The organism is Nibrella viscosa (assembly GCF_039541875.1).
In the GTDB taxonomy this organism is placed as follows: Bacteria; Bacteroidota; Bacteroidia; order Cytophagales; family Spirosomataceae; genus Nibrella; species Nibrella viscosa.
Genome location: NZ_BAABHB010000009.1, coordinates 81,942 through 103,959 on the forward strand (window position 1 = coordinate 81,942; position 22,018 = coordinate 103,959).

A 22,018-nucleotide genomic window follows, 5' to 3' on the forward strand; every position below is an offset into this window, starting at 1 on the left:
GTGGCACGTGGCAGTACGAGAACGTAAGCGATTTAATAGAAAATGGCTGGGCAATCGATTGATAAATCGTCAGAAGTCTTACAACGGGATGTTGATAAGTGGAAAAGTGCTGAGGACACTTTGACTAATTATCGAAACTACATTTCAAGGCGAGATGACCCCTTTGCCCTACATTATATCGACCTGCTGTTTGTTTCTAATTATAAGGGAGGCAATAGTATAATTGGTGGTACAGAGCAGGAGGTGAATCAGACCTTAACAGGTCATAGTAAACATCTAAGGCTAATTAACTCACGATTTCATGGCAAATCTTTGCAGAACCTTAGTGAAGATGAGTTTCAAGAATTAAACAAACTGATGTACAAAGCTTTTGAGATTTGTAAAGACTCAAATAGCTTCATTAAAGGATTTGGTATCGCTTATTGTGCTGCATTGTACCACATGCAGTTCCCGATTCTCATCCCTCTGATTGACCGGAGAGTGTTAATTAATTCTGGTATAGTTGACAGTAATAACAAGAAGTTGTTTGCAGGAACACAAGTGAAGCACATGGAAAGTTATTATCAAGAACTAACAGCAAGAATATACCAGGATGTGAAAGTTACTGGTCAGTTCGAGGACATCAGAGCTTGGGATAGATATTATTTTATCCAAAACCTTACTCGTAAACTCAACGAATTATGAATTCAATCGAACAGATAGCCGAACCTAAGAATGGGGTACTCGATATACATGTCGAAACACCAGCGGATTGGAACGGGAAAAAGGTACGCATTCGTGTGGAATTGGAAGAGGAATCTGCCCAAAATAAAGCAGGCACAGGCCTTAGCCGTCTTCGTGGTCAACTTCGGCATCTAAGCGCCGAGCAAAAGACTGACATGGACCGTCAATTACGAGAGTTACGTGACGAATGGGAAAGACCTATCTCATAGATACCAATGTTGTATCCAAATATCTTCGGGATGACCTACCGAACTGGGCTATGCAGTTTATGGATGAGGTCGTAGAAAATGGTAGCAACATTTCTGTAATTACCCGAATTGAATTGGAGGTATACGCTCCTCCTACCGAACAGGAACGACAGACCATTCAGGAGTATATAAATGGTTCGGCTACTTATATGTTAACTGAAGAGATTATACAGCAGACCATAAAGCTACGTCGCCAATACCGAAGTATTAAGCGGCCCGACACAATTATTGCAGCTACAGCTATGGTAAACGACTTTGTAGTCTTATCCACGAATGACCGTGATTTTATGAAAATAGCGGGGCTAAAATACAGAAGCCTCCAATGACAGTAACAACAAACTAACAACCTGAAGAACATAAACGCTTTTGTGCCATGGAACCAACAGCCAGCGCATTACTCGATAATAAACCAGCCTCGGAGCTACTAAAGACCTTTACCGGGGCGGAAGCCCTGATGCAGTCGCTGGTAGAAGAAGGCGTAGAAACTATATTCGGTTACCCCGGTGGCGCCATCATGCCCGTGTACGACGCCCTGTACGACTACCAGGACCGCATTAACCACATTCTGGTGCGCCATGAGCAGGGCGCTGCCCACGCGGCCGAAGGTTTTGCCCGCATCACGGGTCGGGCGGGCGTCTGTCTGGTTACCTCCGGCCCCGGTGCCACCAACCTGGTTACGGGTATCGCCGATGCGCTGATTGACTCTACCCCGATGGTGTGCCTTATTGGCCAGGTGGGCAAAAAACTGCTGGGTACCGATGCCTTTCAGGAAACGGATGTCATTGGCATAACCATGCCGATTAGCAAATGGAATTACCAGATTACCAGCGCCGACGAGATTCCGGAAATTATTTCCAAAGCGTTTTACATTGCCCAGAGCGGCCGCCCCGGTCCGGTGGTGATTGATATCACTAAGAATGCGCAGCAGGAACTGATGACCAAGCCGTTCCACTACAAACGCTGTCAGCGCATTATCAGCTACCACCCGCGCATGGTTCCAAAGCAGGAGCAGTTGGAGAAAGCCGCCGATTTGATCAACAAAGCCAAGCGTCCCTACCTGTTTGCCGGCCACGGCGTGTTGATTTCCAGGGCGGAGCAGGAGCTAAAAATCTTTGTTGAAAAGACGGGTATCCCAGTGGCAACTACCCTATTGGGCCAATCATCGTTCCCGTCCGACCACCCGCTGCATACCGGCTGGCTGGGTATGCACGGCAGCTACGGCTCCAACGTCATGACCGACCATTGCGACCTGATTATTGCCGTAGGGATGCGCTTCGACGACCGGGTAACGGGCGATGCCTCCCGGTTTGCCAAACAGGCTAAAGTTGTTCATATCGAAATCGATCCGTCGGAAATCGACAAAATTATCAAAGCCGAAGCGCCGGTGGTGGGCGATGCCAAAGAAGCCCTGATTCGGTTGCTGCCCCTGGTTCATCAGAAAGACCACTCGGCCTGGCGGAATGAGTTCCGGAAGTATGACCTGGTTGAAGAGGAAAAGGTAAACCAGCGCGCTTTGGCCCCTTCCACCGAAAAGGTAAAAATGGCCGAAGTTATCGACCTGCTGTCGAAGAAGACCAACGGTGAAGCCGTGCTGGTGGCCGATGTAGGTCAGCACCAGATGATGGCCTCTAACTTTTACGAGTTCAAACGGCCGCACAGTATGATTACCTCCGGTGGCTTAGGCACAATGGGCTATGCCTTACCGGCCGCCTTCGGTGCCAAAGTGGGCGACCCCAGCCGGGAAGTTATTGCCATCATTGGTGACGGCTGTTTCCAGATGACCATTCAGGAGTTGGGTACCATTGCGCAGAATAAACTGCCGGTCAAAATCATCATCCTCAACAACAACTACCTGGGTATGGTGCGGCAGTGGCAGCAGTTGTTCTTCGAGCGCCGGTATTCGTTCGTGGAATTGCAGAATCCCGACTTCATCACCATCGGCAAAGGCTTTGGCGTAGACGGCCACACCTGCAACCACCGCGAAGACTTGTCGGCTTCCCTGGATACACTCCTGCTGTCCGACAAGCCATACCTGCTCGAAATCATTGTGGAGAAAGAAGAAAACGTATTCCCCATGGTGCCGGCCGGCGCCAGCGTAGCCGATATACGACTAGAATAATGAACACGTACACCATTTGCATATTCACCGAAAACACCATCGGTCTCCTCAACCGGATTACCATCATCTTTACCCGCCGGCGCGTCAACATCGAGAGCCTGACGGTGTCGGAGACGGAGCGGAAAGGCATTTCGCGGTTTACCATCGTCATCAAGCATGAATCGCGGGAGGCCGTCGAGAAACTGGTCCGGCAAATTCGCAAGATTGTGGAGGTACTGGCGGTTTTCGGCTACCTGAACGAGGATATTGTGTATAACGAAATTGCCCTGTACAAAATAGCTACCCCGCTGGGTGCCAGGCCGCTCGACATCGAGACCATCAACAAAGAGTACAAGGCCTGGGTGAAATACTGGGGCCTCGACTATGTAGTGATTGAAAAAGCGGGCTCGGAGAAAGAGATATTTGAGTTTTTCAGCTACATCAAACCGCACGGCATTCTGGAGTTTGTGCGCTCCGGCCGCGTAGCCGTCGGTAAAACGGAGAAAGGGCTGGTCGAGTACCTGCCCGAAGCCGAATGGGAGTATTATCTTTAATTTATAGTGACCACCTAAATAATCACAAAATCCAGTCAATCATGGCAACAATCAACTTCGGCGGAGTAGAAGAAAATGTAGTAACCCGCGAAGAATTCCCTCTTGAAAAAGCCAGAGAAGTACTCAAAGACGAAGTAATCGCCGTGATCGGCTACGGCGTTCAGGGTCCGGGTCAGTCGCTGAACATGCGCGACAACGGCTTTAACGTCATCGTAGGCCAGCGTAAAGGCAAAACATACGACAAAGCCGTTCAGGACGGCTGGGTACCCGGCGAAACGCTTTTCGAAATTGAAGAAGCCCTGGAGCGTGGTACCATCATCTGCTTCCTGCTGTCGGATGCCGCCCAGATTGAGCTGTGGCCGACTGTGAAGAAGTATCTGAAACCCGGCAAATCACTGTATTTCTCGCACGGTTTTGGTGTGACCTATAAAGAGAAAACGGGCATTGTTCCCCCATCCGATGTCGATGTATTCCTCGTGGCGCCGAAAGGGTCAGGAACGAGTCTGCGTCGCCTGTTTGTAGAAGGTAAGGGGTTGAACTCCAGCTTCGCCATCTACCAGGATGCGTCCGGCAACGCCCGTGAGAAGTGCATCGCTATGGGTATCGGTGTAGGTTCCGGCTACCTGTTCGAGACAGACTTCTACAAAGAAGTTACTTCCGATCTGACCGGCGAACGCGGTACGCTGATGGGTGCTATTCAGGGAATCTTTGCCGCTCAGTATGAAGTGCTGCGTGCCAACGGCCACTCCCCTTCTGAGGCTTTTAACGAAACGGTTGAAGAACTGACTCAATCGCTGATGCCGCTGGTTGCCGAAAACGGTATGGACTGGATGTACGCCAACTGCTCCACTACCGCGCAGCGGGGTGCTTTGGATTGGTGGAAGCCTTTCCGCGACGCGACCAAGCCGGTATTCGAGAAACTGTACAACTCGGTAAAATCAGGTGAGCAGGCAGAAATCTCTATTACCCGCAACTCGCAGGCTGATTACCGCGAAAAGCTGGAAGAAGAACTGAAAGAACTACGGGAATCGGAGATGTGGAAAGCGGGTTCTGCTGTTCGCAGTCTGCGTCCGGAGCGGAGCTAATAAACAGGGGCATCAGGGACTGTTCTGCCTGATGCCCCAACCTATCTTCCAGGTAGGTTTCCATCACCAGAAGGGGTTGAAGATTTTGTAACTTTACGGGAACAAACTTCATCAACTTGACGCATGAAAAGTAAAACGAGCACAGACACCGTGGTTGAGGCAGAGAAACAAATTCCTTTTCCGGAGGTCGACAATATTTACCTGGCGGCTGAGCGGCTGCGTGGTGTCGCTACGCATACTCCGCTTCAGGAGAATCTGCATCTGTCGGAAAAGTACGGTGCCACTATCTTTCTGAAACGGGAGGACCTACAGGTAGTACGCTCCTATAAGATCCGGGGGGCCTACAACAAAATGTGCAGCCTGCCGAAGGAAGCGCTGGATAAGGGCGTAGTCTGTGCCAGTGCCGGCAATCACGCGCAGGGCCTGGCCTATGCCTGCCGGAAAATGGGCGTTAAAGGCACCATTTTCATGCCAACCACCACGCCCGCCCAAAAGGTGCGTCAGGTGCGGATGTTCGGTAAAGAGTTTGTGGAGATTGTACTGATAGGCGACACCTACGATGACGCCTACCATGCAGCCATTGAGTACGTCAATACCCAGGAAAGCACCTTCGTTCATCCCTTCGACGACCTGCAGGTCATTGAAGGACAGGGCACCGTCGGGCTGGAGATATTCCGGGACGCCGATTTTAAGATTGACTACCTGCTGATGGCTATCGGCGGTGGTGGTCTGGCGTCGGGTGTGTCGACGGTCTTCCGGCAGCTGAGCCCGAAGACCAAACTCATCGGCGTAGAACCCTTAGGTTCACCCTCTATGCAGGTGGCTATGGAAACCGGGCATGTGGTGACGCTGGACGAGATCGACAAGTTTGTGGATGGGGCCGCCGTGAAGCGGGTGGGCGAGATCACCTTTGAGGTCTGCCGTCGGTATCTGGACAAAATCGTGCTGATTCCGGAAGGCAAGGTCTGCACCACCATCCTGCAGCTTTACAACGAAGAAGCCATTGTAGCCGAACCGGCCGGAGCGCTGGCCATTGCGGCCCTGGATTTCCTGAAGGAGGAAATTAAAGGCAAAAACGTGGTCTGTCTGGTCGGTGGCGGCAATAACGACATTACCCGGACGGAGGAAATCAAAGAGCGTTCGCTGCTGTACGAAGGCCTGAAGCATTACTTCATTGTTCGGTTCCCGCAGCGGGCTGGTGCCTTCCGTGAGTTTCTGAACGACGTGCTTGGTCCAACGGATGACATTACGCTGTTTGAGTACTCTAAGAAAACGAATCGTGAGCGCGGACCGGCCCTGGTTGGCATTGAACTGAAGCACAAGAGCGATTTTGAGCCGCTGCTGGAGCGGATGCGAAACCTGAAGCTTCAATTTGAGTACCTGAATGATAAACCGGACTTGTTTGAGTTTCTGATATAAATTTTCGCCTTATGAAGTTAGAACACATTCATTCTGACCCGGCTATTTTAGGGGGAAAGCCTTGTATCAAAGGAACTCGAATTAGTGTGGAGCTAATTCTGGAGACGATAGCCAACGGCGCTTCTGTTGCTGACATTGTGCATGAGTTCCCTAAGCTGTCGACTGAGGCTGTACAAGAAGCTATTTTATATGCAGTATCCGTGCTGCGTGACGAGATTGTAGTTGAGGTCAAGTCTGTAGCCTAGCCTAATGCGATTAAAAAATTTAAGGCTGCTTGCTGATGAGAATATTAGTCCTGTGTTGCTCGACTACTTGCTTGACAAAGGTTGTGATGTTGTCAGTATTGAGCAAGCTGGCTTGTCCGGCTCATCCGACGAAGCAGTGTTGGAGTGGGCCTACCAGGGGAGTCAAGAGTAATTATTACGCAGGACAGTGACTTTGGTAAACTGGCATTTGTCTACAAGAAACCGTTCATCGGCATTATACGCCTTTGGCCGGGACACCTTCTTGGGAGGCTACACTTACCAACTTTAGAAGCAATAAGTACCACTGAATTAATGGTAGAGCCTCCTTTTGTGATAGTAGCCGAAAAGATAGGGGATACCGTACAAATCAGAATGCGTAGTTACGTAAAGTAGAATTATGAATAAGCCCACAACGCTGTTTGATAAAATCTGGGATGCTCATGTTGTGAAACGGGCAGAGGGGTATCCGGATGCTTTATTTATCGACCGTCACTTTATTCATGAAGTTACCAGTCCGCAGGCATTCGACGGACTGCGCAAGCGGGGCATTGGTGTGTTCAATACAAGTCATACCACCGCCACCGCCGACCATAACGTACCCACCAAAGACCAGCACCTGCCCATTCGGGAAGCCCTCTCCCGCCATCAGGTGGAGACGCTGCGGAAGAACTGCGCCGAATTTGGCATTGATCTGTATGACCTCGGTCACCCATTTCAGGGTATTGTCCATATCATCGGCCCTGAACTGGGCATCACCCAGCCGGGTATGACCATCGTGTGCGGAGACAGCCACACCTCCACGCATGGTGCGTTCGGAAACATTGCCTTTGGTATCGGTACCAGCGAGGTCGAGCAGGTGCTGGCTACGCAGTGTATCCTGCAGTATAAGCCCAAACGAATGCGCATCAACGTCAACGGCCAGTTAGGCAAGGGCGTTACCGCAAAAGACATTATTCTGTACATCATCTCGCAAATCTCGGCCAGCGGAGCTACCGGTTATTTTGTCGAATACGCCGGAGGTACTATCCGGAGTCTGTCTATGGAAGCCCGGATGACCATCTGCAACATGAGCATCGAGATGGGGGCCCGCGGAGGGCTGATTGCGCCCGATGAGACTACGTTCGAGTACATCCGTGGACGTCGGTTTGCCCCGCAGGGAGAAGCGTTTGACAAAGCCGTTCAATTCTGGCGCACGCTGAAAACCGACGAAGGTGCGGAGTTCGACCGGGAACTGCACTACAATGCCGAGGAGATCGGGCCAATGATTACCTACGGCACCAATCCTGGCATGGGCATTACGGTGAATAGCCATGTGCCCAACCTGAACGAAATACCCGAGCGGGAACTGGCCTCGTACACCAAATCCCTGGCCTATATGGGTCTGGAGCCGGGAACGGCGGTGAAAGGCAAGCCGGTGGATTATGTGTTTATCGGCTCCTGCACCAACGCCCGCATGGAAGACCTGCGGCTGGTAGCTGATTTTGTCAAAGGCAAAAAGAAAGCAGCCGGCGTTGAGGTCTGGGTCATTCCCGGCTCGAAGCAGGTAGAACAACAGGCGAAGCAAGAAGGGCTGGATAAAATTTTTGAGGAAGCGGGATTCGAGCTGCGCGAACCGGGCTGCTCAGCCTGTCTGGGCATGAACGAAGACAAAGTACCGGCCGGCAAATACTGCGTCAGCACCTCAAACCGAAACTTTGAAGGTCGCCAGGGACCCGGTGCCCGTACCTTCCTGGCTAGTCCACTGACCGCTGCCGTAGCAGCTATTACGGGCAAAGTAGAGGATGTGCGGGAGTATGTATAAACGAAGGTTAACGCCATGAAGGACGAATCGCTTCAGAAAACCATTCAGGCATATTTGCTTCAAAAGAACATTCACCGGGCGGCTATTTTTGGCTCATACGCCCGCAACGAAGCAAATGAGCACAGCGATATTGATTTGCTCATTGAAGCTGATGGTCTAACTATGTTTGATATACTGCGGATGGAACTGGAGCTTGAACAGCTTACTAATAAAAAGATTGATATGGTAGAGTACAGTGCGATTAAACCGTCAATTCGGGAGCAGGTTCTGGCGAGCCAGATTCGAATACTATGACTCGTGATGACCAGGTTTACTTACAGGACATCATTGATTCTATTGACATCATATTTCAACATATTGGCGATAGTACCGAATATGAGTTCAGCCAAAGTTTGTTGATTCAGGATGCGGTTTATCGTCGGTTTGAGATAATTGGAGAAGCAACGATACGATTGTCCGATGACCTGAAAAGCCGTTATCCAGAAATAGAGTGGAGGCTGATGCGAGCCATGCGGAATAAACTGGCTCACGAGTATTTTGGTATTTCAGCATCCACAGTGTACAACACCATCAAACTGTATTTGCCTGCTTTATTGCGGAATTTACAAAGAGTGCAACATGAGCAAAGAAACATTTCATAAGCTGGTAGCAACCGCATCCCCGTTGCCGATTGAAAATATCGACACGGACCAGATTATTCCGGCCCGGTTCCTGAAGGCAACTACCCGCGAAGGCTTCGGCGATAACCTGTTTCGCGACTGGCGGTACAATGCCGACAATACACCGAAAGCCGATTTCGTCCTGAACAACCCTACCTACGCCGGTGCGAAAATCCTCGTAGCGGGCCGTAATTTCGGGATGGGCTCCAGCCGTGAGCATGCGGCCTGGGCTATTCATGATTATGGCTTTCGGATAATCATATCCAGCTTCTTTGCCGACATTTTCAAGAATAATGCCCTGAATACATTCGTGCTGCCGGTGCAGGTCTCCGACGAATTTCTGGCTGAAGTATTCAACGTCATAAAGGCTAACCCCAAAGCGGAGATAAGCGTCGATCTGGAGAACCAGGAAGTAGTACTGGAAAACGGCCTGAAGGAGTCATTTGCCATCAACCCCTATAAAAAAGCCTGTCTGATGAACGGGTACGATGACATCGACTACCTCCTGAGCCTGAAAGAAGAAATTAAACAATTTGATTTAACCCACGCGTAGCATTGAGAGAATGAGTGATTGAGTGAGAATTTCGCTCAATCACTCATCCACTCATTCACTCAATTGGAAAATGAAAAAGCACATTGTTGTTATTGCGGGCGACGGCATTGGTCAGGAAGTAACGGCCGTTGGTAAGCAGGTCCTGAATCGCATTGCGGAGAAATTCGGTCACGAGTTTACGTACGATGAGGCCCTGATTGGCCACGTTGCCATTGAAGCTACCGGCAATCCGCTGCCGGCAGAAACCATTGCGAAATCGAAAGCCTCCGACGCGATTCTGTTCGGTGCAGTTGGCCACCCGAAGTACGACAATGACCCGTCGGCTAAGGTTCGGCCGGAGCAGGGCCTGCTGGGTATCCGGAAAGCATTAGGTCTGTATGCTAACCTGCGCCCGATTAAGCTGTTTGATGAACTGCTTCAGGCATCGAGCATCAAGCCGGAGTTTCTGAAAGGAGCCGATATCCTATTTTTCCGCGAGCTAACGGGCGATGTGTATTTCGGCGAACGAGGCCGCAAAGACGAAGGCAGTACCGCCTACGACACCATGATTTACAGCCGCTACGAGGTTGAGCGCATTGCCGTAAAAGCCTTTGAAGCCGCCATGACGCGCCGGAAGAAAGTCTGCTCGGTCGATAAAGCCAACGTGCTGGAATCGTCGCGGCTATGGCGCGAAGTCGTTCAGGAAGTAGCTAAGCGCTATCCGGACGTGGAGGTAGAACACCAGTTTATTGATGCCGCTGCTATGCTGCTCATCAAAGACCCGCGCCGGTTCGATGTGGTGGTGACAGGTAACCTCTTCGGCGACATTCTCACCGACGAAGCCTCCCAGATCGCCGGTTCCATGGGGATGCTGGCGTCGGCGTCGGTAGGTGACTCAACCGGTCTGTATGAGCCCATTCACGGGTCGGCGCATGATATTACCGGCAAAGGTGTAGCCAACCCGCTGGCTTCTGTCTTGTCGGCGGCTCTGATGCTGGACATTTCGTTTGGGTTGAAAGAAGAAGCCGAAGCCGTGGTGAATGCCGTTGACCAGGTGCTAAAAGCCGGTTACCGCACCCGAGACATTGCCGATAGCAATACGCCAGCCGACAAGGTTTTAGGTACTCAGGCAATGGGAGAGCAGCTGTTGGCTTGCCTTTAGCCTGGCCTTCAATTCATATTACTACCGTCACCTGACTTATCTTAAAGACAAACTGAACGACTAACGCTACTACTATGAGCCAGCGAGTTTATATTTTCGACACGACCCTGCGCGACGGCGAGCAAGTGCCCGGATGCCAGCTGACCACCGAAGAAAAAGTTGTGGTGGCCAAAGAACTGGAGCGCCTGGGGGTCGATATCATCGAAGCCGGCTTTCCCGTGTCCAGTCCGGGCGACTTCCGGTCGGTGGTAGAAATTTCCAAAGCCGTAACCGAGCCGACGGTCTGTGCGCTGTCCCGGGCCGTCAGAGCCGATATCGACGCGGCCGCCGACGCACTGAAACAGGCAAAACGGGGCCGGATCCATACCGGTATTGGCTCGTCGGATATTCATATCCGGAATAAGTTCAACAGCACCCGCGAACAGATTCTGGAGCAGGCCGTTGATGCCGTTAAGCACGCCCGCAACCTCGTAGATGATGTAGAGTTCTACGCCGAAGACGCCGGCCGTGCCGACCTGGAATTCCTGGCCCGGCTAGTCGAACGTGTTATTGCCGCTGGTGCCACCGTAGTTAATATTCCGGATACAACCGGCTATTGCCTGCCTCACCAGTACGGCGAGCGTATTAAATACATCTACGACCACGTTCCGAACGTCGATAAAGCGATTATCTCTATCCACTGCCATAACGACCTGGGGCTGGCCACGGCCAACACGCTGGCGGGTATCATGAACGGAGCACGCCAGGTAGAGGTAACCATCAACGGTATCGGCGAGCGGGCCGGTAATACGTCGCTGGAAGAAATAGTCATGGCCATGAAAGTGCATAAAGATATGGGCTTCGTCACAGGGGTAGACAGTACCCGTCTGTTCCCGGTTAGTCAGTTGGTTTCGCAGATGATGCGGATGCCGGTGCAGGCCAATAAAGCCATCGTCGGCCGCAATGCGTTTGCCCACTCGTCGGGTATTCACCAGGACGGCTTTCTGAAGCATGCCGATACTTACGAGATTATGAACCCTCATGAAGTCGGAGTGCCTAAGTCGTCTATCGTGCTGACCGCCCGCAGCGGCCGACATGCCCTGAAGCACCGGCTGGAGTTGTTAGGTTACAAGTACGATAAGCCCACCCTCGACGGCATCTACCGGCGTTTCCTGGATTTGGCCGATGTTCGTAAAGAGGTGAATGATAAAGATCTGATGGAATTGGTTCGATAAGCGAAAAGCCGGTTAGCAGCCGGCTTTTTCATTTTCTGACGGTAGCGCCCTGGTCCTCCATGGCGAGTTTCAGCGCCCGCTCCACTTCCAGGTCACGCTGGCGGATGCGGTCCCATACGGCGTAGGTAACCGGAATATCGGGCATGACCCCTCTCCCCTGGTCCGGCTGTTGGCTCGCTGTAGCAATCCAGAAAATCGGGAAGCGCACCCGCAGGCGGGTATTCGGCAACGTCAGTGTTTGAATAATACCTCCGTTGCACCCCGCTTCGCCCCCGCCCGTCTCCTGACCAATTACCTTAACGGGCCGTTGTGCTTTGAGGCTGGCAGCAAAAATGGACGCGGCCGAGAAGGTCCGGCCGCTTGTCAGCACGTATACGTTTCCTTTGAACTTATATTCATCGGCCGGCTCCATCCAGCCCACGTTCGACTTTCCGAACAAGTACCGGCCATTTCCCTTACCCAGGTAGCGGAAGTTCTGCCGGAGCAGCCGCTTTTCTTTCCGGTCGAAATAGGCCCAGGCATTGGGTTTGCGTACCCGGCATTCGGCGCGGTCGACTTGCCGGAAGGTTGAATCGATGAGGTACGCCATCAGATCGGCCCCGATTTCGGCATTGCCACCCATGTTCTGCCGCAGGTCAATAATCAGGCTGCGGGTGTGTGCCTGTTTGAGGGTGCGAAATACATCGCGGTGGAAGGATTCATGCTTCTCGTAGCTGAAGCCGTTGATAATCAGAATGGCTACAGACGAGTCACTGGCCGGAAACTGGAGCGAACGCATCAGTTGTTGTTTCACCTCATCCTGATCCAGCTTTTGCGGCCCAGGACTCACTTTCCGAATTTTCCGGATAGCCCTGGTAAGCTTATCCGGTTTTTCGGTAGGAACGTTAGCATTGAACGGTACCGGGTTCAGCTCGCTGCCGGTTATGCGGGGCTTGCGCTGGATAGTTGTTATGCGTTCGCAACCGGTAGTATCCCGAACCGTCACGGTCCAGGGCGACTGCCCGTCGAAATGTTTCCAGTAGACCTCCTCCAGAAAATATAGCTCCAGAAAATAATCTTTAAAGGTCTCGTTGTACCCATCCGAGGGCCAGCGGTTTTTAGCAAACGTAACCACCTCCGATACCGGGTGACTCCCCAGCTTCACCACCTCAGTACCGGGTACCAGCGTTGAATCAGTACTGCGATTACGACCGATATAAAGGCGGTTATTAGCCAGAATAATATCAAAAGGCAACCATTCGGGTTTTGGCTTGCTGCGCCAGCGCCGGTACGAGAGGGATTCCTGTAGGTCGGTATGGCCGCACCGGATTTGGACAATCAGTGGACGGAGCAAATCGCCGAAGGCAGTTTCGGTCATGGGGCGGTGCAACTGGCAGTACACGTCGTCGAAATATCGGTTCATCTCCTCGCGGGACGAGTACCGGTAAATGCTGGGATGGCGGTCTTCCAGGGTCTTGCGTAGCACAGCAAAATCCTGCCGGAGCTGCTCGACCGAATATAACTGATACGGGTCGTAGCCATTACCGCTTTGCTGGGCAGTAGATCGGAAGGCCACACAGACAGCCAACCCTATCAGCAACGTAAATAGCCGCATGTTTTTCTGCTAAAAAACCACTATATTTCTGTACTCTAATGTACCTCTTTTTCAACGAGAAACAAAAGCAATAGACGAACCGTTGAGTTGTTAACGTATCATCCTTTGTACAAACTAAAAAATGAGGGTACCGGTTATGACCCGGATGAGAATCTGATTATACAACGCCGGAAAACCCAAAAGTAATGAATTATGGCACGACCGAATCCCGAACTAATTGACGCGCTGCGTCGGACGGCGCGCAAACTAACCGAAGGGGCTCCCTACCAGTGGGGCCATATGGGCGGCTGCAACTGCGGCAATCTCGCCCAGGAGCTGACGAAGTTAACCAAAGATCAGATTCATGCCTATGCCATGCAGCGCTACGGCGACTGGAACGAGCAGGTACAGGATTACTGCCCTACCAGCCGGATGCCCATCGACGTGGTCATCAGCGAGATGGTCAATGCCGGCCTGTCGCTGGAAGACCTGAAAAACCTGGAGAAGCTGTCAGACAAACAAATCCTGTCCCGCTTCCCACTCGAAAAGCGCTTTTTGAAACACAACCAGCGCGACGATGTGGTGGTATACCTTCGTGCCTGGGCCGATTTGCTGGAAGAGCAACTGCTGGAGATGATTGAACTGCCGGACCTGCATGTAGACCGGAGTTATACTCCGGTTTAAGCCCGGTCTACGCTACCAAAAAGCATCCTCAATATGCTTGACCAGCACGTCATCGTCTTTTAAGGTAATGGCCAATATATCGAACCGGACATCGTACCGCCAGTCTTTGGTGAAGATGTAGTGTTCGGCTACCCGCATCACCAACCGGGCTTTGGTTGAGGAAACAAACTCTTCGGGATTACCAAAGCTCAGGTTCCGGCGGGTTTTCACTTCCACAAAAATCAGCAGCTTCCCTTTTCTGGCGACAAGGTCAATCTCTGCGTGCTGGTAGCGGAAATTGCGGGCTACTACGTCATAGCCTTTCTGTTGCAGGTAGCGGGCGGCTTCCTCCTCGCCCTGCTTGCCGGTCTCATTATGTTCTGCCATGTGGTTGAGACGTTCGAGCCTGCCTGCGGTCAAACCCATAAATTACCGGATACCCAATAAACCGCCGGGTTTTCTCCGTTGCGGCTTTTTGTTTTAACATTCTGGCTTTAACCCGGGCTCTGAGTAGGATACTACCTGGTTTAGCTGAAGCCAGATTATCCTGTAGGTACTTACCCGGTGTATACCTTACATCCGGTTTTACAGGACGTAGTACGCATTGTGGAGAATTCTTCATTTGAGGTAGATAACATATTCTTAAAATCGACATCTCCATGCTTTTAAACTGTCGCGTTACGAGGTGAGCCGGTACCGAACGAATACCTCTGTTTTTCGTGTTATCCAACGGGCGGCTCCATATTGAGCGGCCGGTGTTTTCGCCGTAGAGACATGAATGCTTGCTGTAATAAACAGGTTCTGGTTCAGGAATTAGGGACCATCGACTACCGGGCCGCCTGGGATTATCAGGAACAGTTGTTTGCCGAAATTGTCGCCAAAAAGCTGAGTAATCGCGGGGTGCCGGACGACCAGCAGCAACCGACCCCCAATTATTTACTGTTCTGTGAGCACCCGCATGTATACACGCTGGGCAAGAGCGGGAAAGAAAGTCACCTGCTGGCCAACAACGATTTTCTGCGGACGATAGGTGCTACCTATTACAAAATCAACCGGGGTGGCGACATTACCTACCATGGGCCGGGGCAGTTGGTCGGCTACCCGATTCTGGATCTGGATAATTTTTTTACGGATATCCACCGGTATATGCGTTTACTGGAAGAGACCATCATCCGAACCTTAGCCGAATATGGTCTCGACGCCGGCCGCATTCCGGGCCTGACGGGCGTCTGGCTGGATTACCAGCAGCAGCAGCAGAACCCGCGCAAAATCTGCGCCATGGGCGTAAAAGCCAGTCGCTGGGTGACCATGCACGGATTTGCCCTGAACGTGAATACCGACCTGAGCTATTTCGGTCATATTGTGCCCTGCGGCATCAGCGATAAAGCCGTTACCTCACTGGCGCAGGAAACAGGCCGGGAAATAGCGTTGCCCGAAGTAGCGGGCCGGATACGCCGGCATATGGCAGACTTGTTCGGAATGAGCCTGCCGGCGTTTGGTAATGTCGGGGCCGTTTAGTAGTTTACTGTTGAATGAACCAAACTGAGGTACGTTGGCTCGTTTTTACCTCAGCATACACGATACTGAATGAAGAAAGACATTAATTTTTTGCCGGTTGAAGGGGTACAAGTCGTGGTAGCCCGGCAACTAAACGATATAAATGAATATGACTGGCGGGTGTTTCTGCTTAACCAGAACGACGTCAGGATTACTAATGTGTTCGTGACCTCGAAAGGGTATGGCTATCACGAAGACCGGCAGCAGAAGACCTCTACCCTGCGGCATTATTTTACGGAATTGCAGCCGGGGGAGCATCAGATCGTAGAAACCATCATGCCTGATGTGTTCCACCTGAATAATGAATACTGGGTGAGTTACTTTATCGGTGACCAGGTTTTCGACAAAAAATTTATATTCGTACCGGACAGCATCACCGAGCAAAACCTGGTACGGATTGCCGCGTTAGGATTGGAGGGGATTTTGCACGAGTAAGCGCGTCTCCTTAATCCATTCCCTATGCAAGCCTCTGCCAGTGCCAAGAAAAAGTTTAAAAACCTGCTGTTTATCGACGTAAAGACGATAGCCGGCGAAGCCGCCTTCGAGCAGGTCGACCCGCGTATGCAACGGCAGTGGGAGCAGAAAATCAGCTACTACCGCGACAATGAGGGCTTAACGCCGGCCGAATGGTACAACCGCCGGGCTTCATACTACGCCGAATTTGGCCGGATTGTCTGCGTCGGAATTGGTGGACTATACTGGAACGACGAAGAACAACTTCACCTCAAAGTAAAAATCCTCGACCACGATAATGAACTTTCGCTGCTGCGGGAGTTTATCCACATTATCAATCGGTACCCACCGAACGACCTGGTGCTGTGCGCCCATAACGGCAAAGAGTTTGACTTTCCGTTCCTGTGCCGCCGGATGATGGTCCACGGCTTTAAGCTGCCACAGACCCTGCAACTGTCGGGCCGCAAGCCGTGGGAGGTGCCGCATCAGGATACCCTTGAGAACTGGCGCTTTGGCGAGCGGAGCCATTTTGTGCCGCTCGACCTGCTGGCGGCCATCCTGGATGTACCGGCCAAACCGCTCGACCTGACCGAAGAGCAAGTCAGTTTAGTGTACTACCGCGAAAACGACATGGGTCGTATCCGGCAGTACACGCAGGACTCCATCGTTATGCTGACCCAAGTGTACCTGCGCATGACCGGAGCGCCTTTATTAGAAGAAAACCACATCATTTACACAGATTGAGAAAGCCCGAAATAGGGCACATACCATGAGAAATAACCGAAACAAACCAAGAGAAAAACATAGTCAGAAACCCCAACGCGAGAACCCGGCGGTACAGTCTGCCAATAGCTTTCTGGACGAGCTAAAGGGCGACGTGGCGGCTTTTTTTGAAATAAACAACGAGGATTCGTTTACCCAGGCCGACGTGCTGGAGCATTTCGACGTAAACGATCGCAAAATGAAACTTATCCTCCACGGCCTGATTGGCGAACTGGTGGAGGAAGGCCGGCTGACCCGGCTGGACGATGGCAGCTACCGGGCCAACGAAGAAGCCGGCACCACCGAGGGTATTGTTGACCACGTGAACCAGAAATTTGCCTTTGTGGTGACGCCCGACGGTGACCGGGAAACCGATATCTACGTACCGACAGAAGAACTGGCCGGTGCCATTGACGGCGACCGGGTGCGGGTAATGACCTTCAGCGACTCCGGCAACCGGGGCCGGCGGGTCGAAGGCCGGGTAACCGAGATTGTGGAGCGGGGCCGCACGGAAGTGGTCGGCCGTATTCAGGTGTGGGCTACGTACGGGTTTGTGGTGCCCGACAGCAAGAAGCTGTACGAAGACATCCACATTGCCAAAGAGAAATTGGGTGGTGCCAAAGATGGTGACAAGGTCATTGTCCGGCTCACCAAGTTTCCGGATGAGCGCAAAAACCGCTTCGAAGGCGAAGTTATTACGGTACTTGGGCCTGCGGGTCAGAACAACACCGAGATGCACGCCATTCTGGCGGAATTTGGCCTGCCCATTACCTTCCCCGAAGCGATAGAGAAGGAGGCCGAAGCTATTCCGACCAAAATCAGTAAGAAAGACCTGGCAAAGCGCCGGGACTTCCGTGAGGTAACCACGTTTACTATTGATCCGATTGATGCCAAGGACTTCGACGATGCGCTGTCGGTGCAGATGCTGGAGAATGGCAACTACGAAATTGGGGTACACATCGCCGACGTAACGCATTACGTAAAGCCGGGTACGCTGCTGGAAGAAGAAGCCTACAAGCGGGCTACATCCGTTTACCTGGTAGACCGCGTGGTGCCGATGCTGCCCGAAAAATTATCGAACAACCTGTGTTCGCTGCGGCCGCACGAGGATAAGCTTACGTTTTCGGCGGTGTTTGAGCTGACGCCGGAAGCCAAAATTGTGAAAGAGTGGTTCGGCCGCACCGTCATTCACTCCGACCGCCGGTTCGCTTACGAAGAAGCGCAGGAGATTATGGACACGGGCGTGGGTGATTACGTTGAGGAGTTTCAATTGCTCAACAGCTTAGCCTATAAGCTGCGCGACGAACGATTCCGCAAAGGTGCTATCAATTTTGAAACGGTAGAGGTGCGCTTCAAGCTGGACGAAAACGGCGTACCACTGTCGGTACACCCGAAAGTCCGGAAAGATGCCCACAAGCTGATTGAAGAATTCATGCTGCTGGCCAACAAGCAGGTAGCGGAATTTGTGCATGGCCTCTCCAAAGGCACCGAACCCAACACGATGGTGTACCGGGTACACGAAAGCCCCGACGAAGCCAAACTGCAGGTATTTTCCGAATTCGTGAAGCGCTTCGGGTATAAGATTAAGGTCGATGGAGAGCATTTGTCGGGTTCGCTGAACGGCATGATTGAAGACCTGGAAGGCAAGCCGGAGCAGAATATGCTGCAGCAACTGGCCGTCCGGACAATGGCAAAAGCGCGATACAGTACCGAAGACCTCGGCCATTTTGGTCTGGCCTTCCGGCGGTATTCGCACTTTACCTCGCCCATCCGGCGCTACCCCGATATGATGGCGCACCGGCTGCTGCAACACTACCTGGACAAAGGGAAGTCGGCCGACCGGGCAGAATATGAAGCCAGGTCCAAGCACTCCTCAGAGCGCGAGCGAATGGCAACCGAAGCCGAGCGGGCCTCCATTAAATACAAGCAGGTAGAGTTCATGAGCCGTATGGACCCGACCCGCACATTCGAAGGCATTATATCCGGTGTCACCGACTTCGGCATCTTCGTAGAAATTACCGAAAACAGTTGCGAAGGATTAGTGCGCATGACTGACCTGACCGACGACTTCTATGAGTTTGACAAGGACAACTACCGGCTGGTGGGCCGTCGCACCAAGAAGTTCTACACGTTTGGCGATGCGGTTACGGTAAAAGTCAAAGAAACCAACCTGGGCCGCCGGAGCATCGATTTCTGGCTGGTCGACGATCACGCCAAGCACCTGTTACCCGGCTCCGAACGGGGCCGCAAGAGCCGCCGGGACAGCGACAGCAGCAACGGCCAGTCGAAGCGCTCGCGTAGTGGCAGCAGTGGCCGGCGCAAAGAAGGCACAGCCCCCAAGGGAGAAAACCGGCGCGGTGGCCGGAAGCGGCAGCGGGCCTGAAATCAAAGAGCGAAAGAGTGAATGAGTGAATGAGTGATTAGCTTCGCCGGCTTTTCGCTCATTCACTCTTTCGCTTTAAAAAGGTTTTTCTAATAAAATTAACCGTGTCATAACAATTTGAGTTAATAGGATTGTCTGTCATGTGCTGATATAACAGACTGATCGATTTTCCTGATTCATAGCCGCGTTCGCAGCAACGCAAAGCATTAGAAAGCATCCTGAATGGACACCAATCATGTAAAAACCGGGGAAGCGGAGCCCCGGAAATACGTCATATCCCGAAGACTGGACAGGTTGTTCATGGAGATGAACGATGTATTCCGGTTCATCGTCCGGTTCTTCAGGGAGGTCTTTGTTCCTCCCTATGAATTCAAAGAAATTGTCAAGCAGTGCTACGAAGTAGGCGTTCAGTCGCTGCCGCTGATTTCGCTCACCGGCTTTATTACCGGTATTGTCTTTACCAACCAGTCGCGCCCGTCGCTGTCCGAATTTGGTGCGGTATCGTGGCTACCGGCCCTGATTGCCATTGCCATTGTGCGGGCGCTGGCCCCATTAGTGACGGCGCTGATTGCCGCCGGCCGAGTTGGCTCCAACATGGGTGCCGAGCTGGGTTCTATGAAAGTGACCGAACAGATCGATGCCATGGAAGTTTCGGCGACTAACCCGTATAAATTTCTGGTTGTTAGCCGGGTGCTGGCGACTACCTTTATGATTCCGACGTTAACGCTATATACGATGTTTGTGGCGCTAATGGGTGCCTTCATCAATGTAAATACGAATGAGCAAACCAGCTTTGTCTCGTATATCGAACAGGTCTTTAGCGCCATTACCTTTCTGGATGTGTTTGCGTCGGTCATCAAAGCCTTTGTCTTTGGCTTTACCATCGGCATGGTTGGTTGTTATAAAGGCTATAATTCGTCGAAAGGCACGGAGGGCGTCGGTAAAGCAGCCAATGCATCGGTAGTAACGTCGATGTTCCTGGTGTTTATCGAAGAGCTGCTGTCGCTCCAGATTGTAAACGCCATACGGTCCATGTAAGAAACATCATGGAAGACAAGAAAAGTAACCATATTAACCGGCAGGAGGCTATTATCAGCATCCGGGGATTGTACAAATCCTTCGGTGATCTGCACGTGCTGCGGGATGTAGACCTGGATGTATACAAGGGCGAAAACCTGGTCGTGCTGGGGCGTTCGGGTACGGGAAAATCGGTGCTCATTAAAATCATTGCCGGCTTACTGAAGCCGGATGCGGGAATAGTGACTGTGCTGGGGCAGGATGTGGCGCAGCTTTCAACAAAAGAACTGGATCAGCTTCGGCTAAAGGTTGGCTTTTCGTTTCAGAACAGTGCCTTGTACGATAGTATGACCATTCGGGAGAACCTGGAGTTTCCGCTGGTTCGCAATGTCCGGAACCTGAGCCGGCAGGAGATTGACCGGGCCGTTGAAGAAGCCCTGGAAGACGTCGGGCTAGGTCAGACCATTAACCAGATGCCGTCTGAACTGTCGGGGGGGCAGCGGAAACGGATCGGCATTGCCCGGACGCTGATTCTCAAACCGGAGATCATGCTGTACGACGAGCCGACGGCCGGACTCGACCCGATTACATCCATTGATATAAACAACCTGATAAATGAGGTGCAGGAAAAACACCACAGCACTTCTATTGTTATTACCCATGATCTTACCTGCGCCAAAATGGTTGGTAACCGGATAGCCATGCTACTCGACGGCCGGTTTGAACGGCAGGGCACCTTTGAGGAAGTATTTGAGTCGGATGATGAGCGGGTACAGGCTTTTTACAATTACAACTTTGTGACATAAAGATGAGCGCATCAGATAATAAACGATCAGTAACCGTCGGGATTTTTGTTATTCTCGGCATAGCCATATTGGTAGTAGGTATTCTTGTGTTAGGTGGACAACAGAAACGATTCACCAAAAACATTCAGGTCACAGCCACCTTCGATGACGTTTCCGGTTTGAAGGTCGGGAACAATGTCTGGTTCTCCGGTGTAAAAATCGGCACCGTCCGCACCCTGCGGTTCATCGGTAACTCGCAGGTCGAAGTGGGTATGAACATTGAGGAGAAATCGGCCCATTTTATCCGGAAAGATGCCAAGGCGACCATCAGTTCGGAAGGCTTTATCGGCAACAAACTGGTAATGCTGGTGGGCGGCACTACCCGTTTTCCAACCATTGAAGACGGTGACCGGCTCCAGACCGAGGCAGCTCTCAGCGCCGACCAGATTATGGAGACGCTACAGGAAAACAACCAGAACCTGCTGAAGGTAACCACCGACTTTACCAGCCTGATGAACCGAATCAAGCAGGGCAAGGGCACTATTGGGGCCATCCTGATGGACTCGGTGATGGCGAATAACGTCCGGGCTACCGTAGCTAACCTGCAGCGGACATCAACCAACGCAGCTCAGGTATCCGGCTCGCTCAATCAATATGCCGCCAAGCTGAATACCCGGGGTACACTGGCCAATGACCTGGTTACCGATACGGCCATTATGGCCCGTTTGCGGACGTCGGCCAATCAGATTCAGCAGGCCACCTCAACGGCCGTTACCATGGCCAACAACCTGGAGCAGACGACCGAGAAGGTAAACCGGAAGATAGACAACCCCAATTCGCCCCTGGGTGTCCTTCTTACCGACGAATCCACAGCCCGTAGTTTGAAAGGCACGATACGAAACATGGAGAGCAGTACCCAGAAGCTGGACGAAAATATGGAAGCCCTCCAGCATAATTTCCTGTTCAGAGGTTTCTTTAGAAAAAGAGCGAAAGAACAGGAACAACAGGAGAAAAACCGCACCCGCCCCGCTACCCAGACGGCCGTGCAGCAAACTGTAGATACAATGGGGGTGCAGAAGTAAGCA

25 protein-coding genes are annotated in these 22,018 nt (G+C 52.0%); 23 read left to right on the forward strand and 2 right to left on the reverse strand.

The window, feature by feature from the left end; all coding sequences use genetic code 11:
• Positions 1-42 precede the first annotated feature (42 nt).
• From ABD931_RS19780 to ABD931_RS19845, 15 genes are all read left to right on the forward strand, one after another.
• Positions 43-684, forward strand: coding sequence for a hypothetical protein (locus ABD931_RS19780; RefSeq protein WP_345269636.1), 642 nt, complete (start codon positions 43-45; stop codon positions 682-684).
• The gene (locus ABD931_RS19785) at positions 681-932 is read left to right on the forward strand and encodes a hypothetical protein (RefSeq protein ID WP_345269637.1); all 252 of its coding nucleotides are present in this window, start codon (positions 681-683) and stop codon (positions 930-932) included. The genes ABD931_RS19780 and ABD931_RS19785 overlap by 4 nt, the downstream gene beginning before the upstream one ends.
• Complete coding sequence (locus tag ABD931_RS19790) at positions 911-1,297, forward strand: type II toxin-antitoxin system VapC family toxin (RefSeq protein WP_345269638.1); 387 nt, start codon at positions 911-913, stop codon at positions 1,295-1,297. Before ABD931_RS19785 ends, ABD931_RS19790 begins: the two co-directional genes overlap by 22 nt.
• 47 nt (positions 1,298-1,344) lie before the next feature.
• Positions 1,345-3,090: a biosynthetic-type acetolactate synthase large subunit gene (ilvB, locus tag ABD931_RS19795; protein ID WP_345269639.1), complete on the forward strand. Its 1,746-nt coding sequence runs from the start codon at positions 1,345-1,347 to the stop codon at positions 3,088-3,090.
• Positions 3,090-3,623 carry an acetolactate synthase small subunit gene (ilvN, locus tag ABD931_RS19800; RefSeq protein WP_345269640.1) on the forward strand — a complete coding sequence of 178 codons (534 nt, stop codon included), beginning with the start codon at positions 3,090-3,092 and terminating at the stop codon, positions 3,621-3,623. Before ilvB ends, ilvN begins: the two co-directional genes overlap by 1 nt.
• 41 nt (positions 3,624-3,664) lie before the next feature.
• Positions 3,665-4,708, forward strand: coding sequence for a ketol-acid reductoisomerase (gene ilvC, locus ABD931_RS19805; protein WP_345269642.1), 1,044 nt, complete (start codon positions 3,665-3,667; stop codon positions 4,706-4,708).
• A 123-nt stretch (positions 4,709-4,831) separates the two neighbouring features.
• Positions 4,832-6,127: a threonine ammonia-lyase gene (gene ilvA, locus ABD931_RS19810; RefSeq protein WP_345269643.1), complete on the forward strand. Its 1,296-nt coding sequence runs from the start codon at positions 4,832-4,834 to the stop codon at positions 6,125-6,127.
• Between the two features lie 11 nt (positions 6,128-6,138).
• The gene (locus tag ABD931_RS19815; protein WP_345269644.1) at positions 6,139-6,372 is read left to right on the forward strand and encodes a DUF433 domain-containing protein; all 234 of its coding nucleotides are present in this window, start codon (positions 6,139-6,141) and stop codon (positions 6,370-6,372) included.
• Positions 6,373-6,376: 4 nt separating this feature from the next.
• Entirely contained in the window at positions 6,377-6,544 is a 168-nt protein-coding gene (locus tag ABD931_RS29280; protein WP_370469337.1) for a DUF5615 family PIN-like protein, read from the forward strand.
• Positions 6,545-6,769: 225 nt separating this feature from the next.
• A complete protein-coding gene (gene leuC, locus ABD931_RS19820; RefSeq protein ID WP_345269646.1) occupies positions 6,770-8,173 on the forward strand; it encodes a 3-isopropylmalate dehydratase large subunit in 1,404 nt (467 codons plus the stop codon).
• A 15-nt stretch (positions 8,174-8,188) separates the two neighbouring features.
• Positions 8,189-8,467 (forward strand): nucleotidyltransferase family protein, encoded by a 279-nt coding sequence (locus tag ABD931_RS19825; RefSeq protein WP_345269647.1) that lies wholly within the window; start codon positions 8,189-8,191, stop codon positions 8,465-8,467.
• Positions 8,464-8,814 carry a HepT-like ribonuclease domain-containing protein gene (locus ABD931_RS19830; RefSeq protein ID WP_345269648.1) on the forward strand — a complete coding sequence of 117 codons (351 nt, stop codon included), beginning with the start codon at positions 8,464-8,466 and terminating at the stop codon, positions 8,812-8,814. Before ABD931_RS19825 ends, ABD931_RS19830 begins: the two co-directional genes overlap by 4 nt.
• Entirely contained in the window at positions 8,792-9,385 is a 594-nt protein-coding gene (gene leuD / locus ABD931_RS19835) for a 3-isopropylmalate dehydratase small subunit (RefSeq protein WP_345269650.1), read from the forward strand. Before ABD931_RS19830 ends, leuD begins: the two co-directional genes overlap by 23 nt.
• Before the next feature lie 70 nt (positions 9,386-9,455).
• Positions 9,456-10,526 carry a 3-isopropylmalate dehydrogenase gene (gene leuB, locus ABD931_RS19840; RefSeq protein ID WP_345269651.1) on the forward strand — a complete coding sequence of 357 codons (1,071 nt, stop codon included), beginning with the start codon at positions 9,456-9,458 and terminating at the stop codon, positions 10,524-10,526.
• A gap of 74 nt (positions 10,527-10,600) precedes the next feature.
• Positions 10,601-11,740 (forward strand): 2-isopropylmalate synthase, encoded by a 1,140-nt coding sequence (locus ABD931_RS19845; protein ID WP_345269652.1) that lies wholly within the window; start codon positions 10,601-10,603, stop codon positions 11,738-11,740.
• A 28-nt stretch (positions 11,741-11,768) separates the two neighbouring features.
• On the opposite strand, the gene ABD931_RS19850 is transcribed toward ABD931_RS19845, so the two are convergent.
• Positions 11,769-13,334, reverse strand: coding sequence for a S41 family peptidase (locus ABD931_RS19850; protein WP_345269653.1), 1,566 nt, complete (start codon positions 13,332-13,334; stop codon positions 11,769-11,771).
• A gap of 192 nt (positions 13,335-13,526) precedes the next feature.
• Here ABD931_RS19850 and ABD931_RS19855 point away from each other — a divergent pair, with 192 nt between their 5' ends.
• On the forward strand, positions 13,527-13,997 hold the full coding sequence (locus ABD931_RS19855; RefSeq protein WP_345269654.1) for a hypothetical protein: 471 nt from the start codon (positions 13,527-13,529) through the stop codon (positions 13,995-13,997).
• Between the two features lie 12 nt (positions 13,998-14,009).
• Here the strand turns inward: ABD931_RS19855 and ABD931_RS19860 are convergent, their stop codons facing one another.
• The gene (locus ABD931_RS19860) at positions 14,010-14,363 is read right to left on the reverse strand and encodes a YraN family protein (RefSeq protein ID WP_345269656.1); all 354 of its coding nucleotides are present in this window, start codon (positions 14,361-14,363) and stop codon (positions 14,010-14,012) included.
• 387 nt (positions 14,364-14,750) lie between these two features.
• On the opposite strand from ABD931_RS19860, the gene lipB reads away from it, so the two are divergent.
• The 7 genes from lipB (at position 14,751) to ABD931_RS19895 (ending at position 22,015) form a co-directional block, all read left to right on the forward strand.
• On the forward strand, positions 14,751-15,494 hold the full coding sequence (gene lipB, locus ABD931_RS19865; protein WP_345269657.1) for a lipoyl(octanoyl) transferase LipB: 744 nt from the start codon (positions 14,751-14,753) through the stop codon (positions 15,492-15,494).
• 69 nt (positions 15,495-15,563) lie between these two features.
• Complete coding sequence (locus ABD931_RS19870; RefSeq protein WP_345269658.1) at positions 15,564-15,968, forward strand: hypothetical protein; 405 nt, start codon at positions 15,564-15,566, stop codon at positions 15,966-15,968.
• A 24-nt stretch (positions 15,969-15,992) separates the two neighbouring features.
• Entirely contained in the window at positions 15,993-16,730 is a 738-nt protein-coding gene (locus ABD931_RS19875) for a 3'-5' exonuclease (RefSeq protein ID WP_345269660.1), read from the forward strand.
• Between the two features lie 25 nt (positions 16,731-16,755).
• Positions 16,756-19,131, forward strand: a complete 2,376-nt coding sequence (gene rnr, locus ABD931_RS19880) for a ribonuclease R (protein WP_345269661.1) — start codon at positions 16,756-16,758, stop codon at positions 19,129-19,131.
• 300 nt (positions 19,132-19,431) lie between these two features.
• A complete protein-coding gene (locus tag ABD931_RS19885; RefSeq protein ID WP_370469342.1) occupies positions 19,432-20,169 on the forward strand; it encodes an MlaE family ABC transporter permease in 738 nt (245 codons plus the stop codon).
• A gap of 8 nt (positions 20,170-20,177) precedes the next feature.
• Entirely contained in the window at positions 20,178-20,954 is a 777-nt protein-coding gene (locus ABD931_RS19890; RefSeq protein ID WP_345269663.1) for an ABC transporter ATP-binding protein, read from the forward strand.
• 2 nt (positions 20,955-20,956) lie between these two features.
• A complete protein-coding gene (locus tag ABD931_RS19895; protein ID WP_345269665.1) occupies positions 20,957-22,015 on the forward strand; it encodes an MlaD family protein in 1,059 nt (352 codons plus the stop codon).
• The last annotated feature ends 3 nt before the right edge of the window (positions 22,016-22,018 follow it).

Bases quoted from the DNA above. Each gene is read 5' to 3' on its own strand.
- ABD931_RS19780 (WP_345269636.1), top strand. From the start codon at position 43: ATGGCTGGGCAATCGATTGATAAATCGTCAGAAGTCTTACAACGGGAT.
- ABD931_RS19785 (WP_345269637.1), top strand. From the start codon at position 681: ATGAATTCAATCGAACAGATAGCCGAACCTAAGAATGGGGTACTCGAT.
- ABD931_RS19790 (WP_345269638.1), top strand. From the start codon at position 911: ATGGGAAAGACCTATCTCATAGATACCAATGTTGTATCCAAATATCTT.
- ilvB (WP_345269639.1), top strand. From the start codon at position 1,345: ATGGAACCAACAGCCAGCGCATTACTCGATAATAAACCAGCCTCGGAG.
- ilvN (WP_345269640.1), top strand. From the start codon at position 3,090: ATGAACACGTACACCATTTGCATATTCACCGAAAACACCATCGGTCTC.
- ilvC (WP_345269642.1), top strand. From the start codon at position 3,665: ATGGCAACAATCAACTTCGGCGGAGTAGAAGAAAATGTAGTAACCCGC.
- ilvA (WP_345269643.1), top strand. From the start codon at position 4,832: ATGAAAAGTAAAACGAGCACAGACACCGTGGTTGAGGCAGAGAAACAA.
- ABD931_RS19815 (WP_345269644.1), top strand. From the start codon at position 6,139: ATGAAGTTAGAACACATTCATTCTGACCCGGCTATTTTAGGGGGAAAG.
- ABD931_RS29280 (WP_370469337.1), top strand. From the start codon at position 6,377: ATGCGATTAAAAAATTTAAGGCTGCTTGCTGATGAGAATATTAGTCCT.
- leuC (WP_345269646.1), top strand. From the start codon at position 6,770: ATGAATAAGCCCACAACGCTGTTTGATAAAATCTGGGATGCTCATGTT.
- ABD931_RS19825 (WP_345269647.1), top strand. From the start codon at position 8,189: ATGAAGGACGAATCGCTTCAGAAAACCATTCAGGCATATTTGCTTCAA.
- ABD931_RS19830 (WP_345269648.1), top strand. From the start codon at position 8,464: ATGACTCGTGATGACCAGGTTTACTTACAGGACATCATTGATTCTATT.
- leuD (WP_345269650.1), top strand. From the start codon at position 8,792: ATGAGCAAAGAAACATTTCATAAGCTGGTAGCAACCGCATCCCCGTTG.
- leuB (WP_345269651.1), top strand. From the start codon at position 9,456: ATGAAAAAGCACATTGTTGTTATTGCGGGCGACGGCATTGGTCAGGAA.
- ABD931_RS19845 (WP_345269652.1), top strand. From the start codon at position 10,601: ATGAGCCAGCGAGTTTATATTTTCGACACGACCCTGCGCGACGGCGAG.
- ABD931_RS19850 (WP_345269653.1), bottom strand. From the start codon at position 13,334: ATGCGGCTATTTACGTTGCTGATAGGGTTGGCTGTCTGTGTGGCCTTC.
- ABD931_RS19855 (WP_345269654.1), top strand. From the start codon at position 13,527: ATGGCACGACCGAATCCCGAACTAATTGACGCGCTGCGTCGGACGGCG.
- ABD931_RS19860 (WP_345269656.1), bottom strand. From the start codon at position 14,363: ATGGCAGAACATAATGAGACCGGCAAGCAGGGCGAGGAGGAAGCCGCC.
- lipB (WP_345269657.1), top strand. From the start codon at position 14,751: ATGAATGCTTGCTGTAATAAACAGGTTCTGGTTCAGGAATTAGGGACC.
- ABD931_RS19870 (WP_345269658.1), top strand. From the start codon at position 15,564: ATGAAGAAAGACATTAATTTTTTGCCGGTTGAAGGGGTACAAGTCGTG.
- ABD931_RS19875 (WP_345269660.1), top strand. From the start codon at position 15,993: ATGCAAGCCTCTGCCAGTGCCAAGAAAAAGTTTAAAAACCTGCTGTTT.
- rnr (WP_345269661.1), top strand. From the start codon at position 16,756: ATGAGAAATAACCGAAACAAACCAAGAGAAAAACATAGTCAGAAACCC.
- ABD931_RS19885 (WP_370469342.1), top strand. From the start codon at position 19,432: ATGGAGATGAACGATGTATTCCGGTTCATCGTCCGGTTCTTCAGGGAG.
- ABD931_RS19890 (WP_345269663.1), top strand. From the start codon at position 20,178: ATGGAAGACAAGAAAAGTAACCATATTAACCGGCAGGAGGCTATTATC.
- ABD931_RS19895 (WP_345269665.1), top strand. From the start codon at position 20,957: ATGAGCGCATCAGATAATAAACGATCAGTAACCGTCGGGATTTTTGTT.